Annotated in this window: 2 protein-coding genes; one reads left to right on the forward strand and one right to left on the reverse strand. The window is 75.3% G+C overall.

Features of this window, described 5'->3' with window-relative positions:
* Positions 1-22: 22 nt before the first annotated feature.
* On the reverse strand, positions 23-1,450 hold the full coding sequence (locus V7793_RS34610; protein ID WP_336013664.1) for a S41 family peptidase: 1,428 nt from the start codon (positions 1,448-1,450) through the stop codon (positions 23-25).
* 121 nt (positions 1,451-1,571) lie between these two features.
* Here V7793_RS34610 and recN point away from each other — a divergent pair, with 121 nt between their 5' ends.
* Positions 1,572-3,341, forward strand: a complete 1,770-nt coding sequence (recN, locus tag V7793_RS34615; RefSeq protein WP_336013665.1) for a DNA repair protein RecN — start codon at positions 1,572-1,574, stop codon at positions 3,339-3,341.
* Positions 3,342-3,991 lie beyond the last annotated feature (650 nt).

Consider the following 3,991-nt stretch of genomic DNA (forward strand, 5'->3'; position numbering starts at 1 on the left):
GACCGGCCCCGCGGGGCGGGCCTCAGCGGTGGGAGCGGGCCACGAACCTCCGTGCCTCGGCGAGGGCCGAGTCGCGGTGGGCGCGGAACTCCTCCTCCGTGAAGACGGGCGTGGCGACATCCGGGGAAATGCCCGTGATGTCATAGGTCGTCCGGTGATCCCGTGCGCTCAGGAACTCCTCGTTCGGCAGCATGAACCGCCAGCCGTTCGGCAGTCGCCGTTCCAGGGTGTCGGAGAAGGACCCCTGGGTGTTCTCGCCGATCCGCTGCGTGGGCTGCGTGCGGCCCATGAGGGCCTGTGTGAGCGTCTCGCCCGCGCTGATGGTGAGCCGGCCCGTGAGCACGGCCACGGGGCCGGTGTAGACGGGCCCGCGGTGCGGGGTGACCGTGACGGGCTGCTCGGGCGTGAACCTGCGCGGGTCGCTCGGGTCGTTGCGGGCGTGCTTGAGGTACGCGAGGTAGGGGCGGTCCGTCAGCCGCTCCGCCACGCGCAGGGCGAGCCGGTCGGAGCCGCCGCCGTTGAATCGCAGGTCGAGCACCAGGCCGCGCAGGGCGCCCGGGCCGCGGGTGCGGGCGGACGTGAAGACCTCGTCCAGGGCGCGGTCGATGGCCGCGCTGTCCCCGGCGTAGCCGCCGTCCTCGGTGTAGCCCTGGAATCCGGTGATGCGCAGGTAGCCCGTGCGGTCGGGCAGTTCGGCGTACGAGATGCGGCCGCCGCCCCAGGTGCGCCACCGGGCCTCGGGCACGCCCACGCTCTCCTTGACGGCCCGGTCCATCCGGAGCACGCCGTCACGGCCGGGGATCGTGGTGTCCTCGCGGTGGCCGCCGAAGCGCCCCTCCGGCTTCCCGGGGTCGGCGACGATGCCCGTGTGGCCGTCGTGCAGCGGCTCGATCATGCCCTTCAGGACCTCGAAGAGGGCCTTGTCGTCGGCAGCGGCGGCGGCCCGCGGGCGGAACTTCTCGCGGACGTCCTTCCAGTCGATCCCCTTCTGGGCGAAGAAGGGATAGTTCTCGGCGTAGGTCTGCCAGAAGACGTCGAAGACGCGGAGATTGTCGGCCTTTGCGGAAGTGTCCCTGCACTCGGCCGGCAGGGCGGGCAGGCGGCGCAGCGTACGGTGCCCGACGTTGTCACCGAAGGACAGCACCGCCCGGTCGCGGCCCTGCGCCGTCACCGTGATCGGCGCGTCCCCGTCCTGCTGGAAGGTGTCCGGGGCGGTCGTACGGGTGGCGTCGCGGAAGCCCGGCAGGCAGCTGACGGCCGTGGTGTCGTACGTCCGCAGCCTGCGGCCCCCGTCCTCGACGGAGACGACCGTGCCGTAGCCGTCCATGCGCCACGCCCCGTCCAAGGGGGCCCGGGCGGGCGCGGCGAGCGCGCTGCCGGTGGAGGCTGCGGTGGTCAGGACGACGGCGGAGGCCAGGAACAGGGCGGCCGTGCGGGAACGTGCGGTCATGGCCCGATCGTGCCCGGAACCGGGCCGGGGCGGCCATGGAGCGATCACCCGGAACGGTGGTGGGGATTCCCCCAGGGGGGTCGGTGGGGGTGGCCGTCGCGAGGGGCCCCCGGAACCTCGTATGGTCGTATCCGTGTTGGAGGAGATGCGGATCCGGTCCCTGGGCGTCATTGATGACGCGGTCGTCGAGCTGTCACGCGGTTTCACCGCGGTGACCGGCGAGACCGGCGCGGGCAAGACCATGGTCGTCACGAGCCTCGGTCTGCTGCTCGGCGGGCGCGCCGACCCCGCCCTGGTGCGCATGGGGGCCCGGTCCGCGGTCGTCGAGGGGCGGCTCGCCGTCGACCCCGGCTCGCCCGTGGCCCTGCGGGCGGAGGAGGCGGGCGCCGAGCTCGACGACGGCACCCTGCTCATCAGCCGCACCCTCTCCGCCGAGGGACGCTCCCGGGCGCACCTGGGCGGGCGCAGCGTGCCCGTCGGGCTCCTGGGCGAGCTCGCGGACGACCTCGTGGCCGTCCACGGGCAGACCGACCAGCAAGGGCTCCTGCGGCCCGCGCGGCAGCGCCAGGCCCTCGACCGCTACGCGGGCGACGCGGTGGCCGCGCCGCTCGCCAAGTACGCCGACGCCTACCGCCGGCTGCGCGCCGTCGCCGCCGAGCTCACCGAGCTGACGACGCGGGCCCGCGAGCGCGCCCAGGAGGCCGACCTCCTGCGGTTCGGGCTGGACGAGGTCGCCGCCGTCGCACCGCTGCCGGGAGAGGATGCCGAGCTCGCCGCCGAAGCCGAGCGGCTCGGGCACGCCGAGGCCCTCGCCTCCGCCGCCACCGCCGCGCACGCCGCGCTCGCCGGGAACCCCGAGGACCCCGAGGGCATCGACGCCGCCACGCTCGTCGCCGGCGCGCACCGGGCCGTGGAGGCCGTGCGGTCGCACGACCCCGCCCTCGCCGCCCTCGCCGACCGCATCGGCGAGATCGGCATCCTGCTGTCCGACGTGGCCGGGGAACTGGCCGGGTACGCCTCCGACCTGGACGCCGACCCGCGGCGGCTGGCCGCCGTCGAGGAGCGGCGCGCCGCCCTCACCCAGCTGACGCGCAAGTACGGCCAGGACATCGCCGAAGTCCTCGCCTGGGCCGAGCGCGGCGCGGAACGGCTCGGCGAGCTCGACGGCGACGACGAGCGCATCGACGAGCTCACCGCCGAACGGGACGCGCTGCGCGCGGAGCTGGGCGGGCTCGCCCAGGCGCTCAGCGACGCCCGGGCCGAGGCCGCACAGCGCTTCGCCGACGCGGTCACCGCCGAACTCGCGGAACTGGCCATGCCGCACGCCCGCGTCAGCTTCTCGATCCGCCAGACCGAGGTCGCGGACGCGGAGGCGGAGAGCGGCATCGAGGTCGGCGGCCGCGCCGTCGCCTACGGCCCGCACGGCGCCGACGAGGTCGAACTGCTCCTCGCGCCCCACCCCGGCGCGCTGCCCCGGCCCATCGCCAAGGGCGCGTCCGGCGGTGAGCTCTCGCGCGTCATGCTCGCCGTGGAGGTCGTCTTCGCGGGCTCCGCCCCCGTGCCCACGTACCTCTTCGACGAGGTCGACGCGGGCGTCGGCGGCAAGGCGGCCGTCGAAGTGGGCCGCCGCCTCGCGCGCCTCGCGCGGACGGCCCAGGTCGTGGTGGTCACCCACCTCCCGCAGGTGGCGGCCTTCGCCGACCGGCACCTGGTGGTGGAGAAGACCCACGAGGGGTCGGTGACGCGCAGCGGCGTCCAGGCGATGGAGGGCGAGGACCGCATCCGCGAACTCTCCCGCATGCTGGCCGGCCAGGAGGACTCGGAACTGGCCCGCGCCCACGCGGAAGAACTCCTCGCGGCAGCGCGGGGCGCCTCCGGCGGGGGCGCGTGACGCTGTGCGGTTCGCCTGGTTCGCCGGGGCGGCAGTGCGGCGGGCCTGACCGCACGGGGTGAGCGGGGCCCGGCCCGGGTGCCCGTCGCCGGAGCGTCTGCCTGCCACGGCGAGAGGCCGGTCCGGCACCGCCGGGTCGCCTCATCGTGGCTGATCGCCGTTGCGGCGGGATACGCATGCCGAAGTTGATCCTTCGCCCACGGGGTGCCGGCCCGCTGCTTCCGCCGCCGCGGCGGGCAACTCCCCATGGTGTGGTCCGGCGGTGCCGAGCCGGGCCGCGTGGTGCGTCGTCGTCCGACCGTACTGAGTGGGCTGGGCTCCGGCATCGCCCGGGCTGCGGTGTCGTGGCTGGTCGCCGTTGCGGCGGGAAGTGAATGCCGGGGCCGGATTCTTCACCGGCGGGGCGCCGGCCGTGCTCACGGCCGGGCCTGTGGGGCCTACGACGACTTCGCGGGGGCCGGGGATCCCCGGCGGGGTTCCGGGCGCACTTGGGCGCCCTGCGGCGCGGTGAGGTCACCAGTGGCGCCGTGAAGCTCTTCGGGTTCGGGGCGGCGGCCGTCAAGGAGCGGCCGCTCGACAAGGCGCTTGCCGCGGTGCTGATCGCCGGCTCCGCCCACCTCGTCAACCTGCTGGACGTACGGCCGGGAAGG

The organism is Streptomyces sp. KLMMK (assembly GCF_036961605.1).
In the GTDB taxonomy this organism is placed as follows: Bacteria; Actinomycetota; Actinomycetes; order Streptomycetales; family Streptomycetaceae; genus Streptomyces; species Streptomyces telluris.

Coding starts and splice junctions, on each gene's coding strand:
- V7793_RS34610 (WP_336013664.1), bottom strand. CDS start 1,450: ATGACCGCACGTTCCCGCACGGCCGCCCTGTTCCTGGCCTCCGCCGTC.
- recN (WP_336013665.1), top strand. CDS start 1,572: ATGGTCGTATCCGTGTTGGAGGAGATGCGGATCCGGTCCCTGGGCGTC.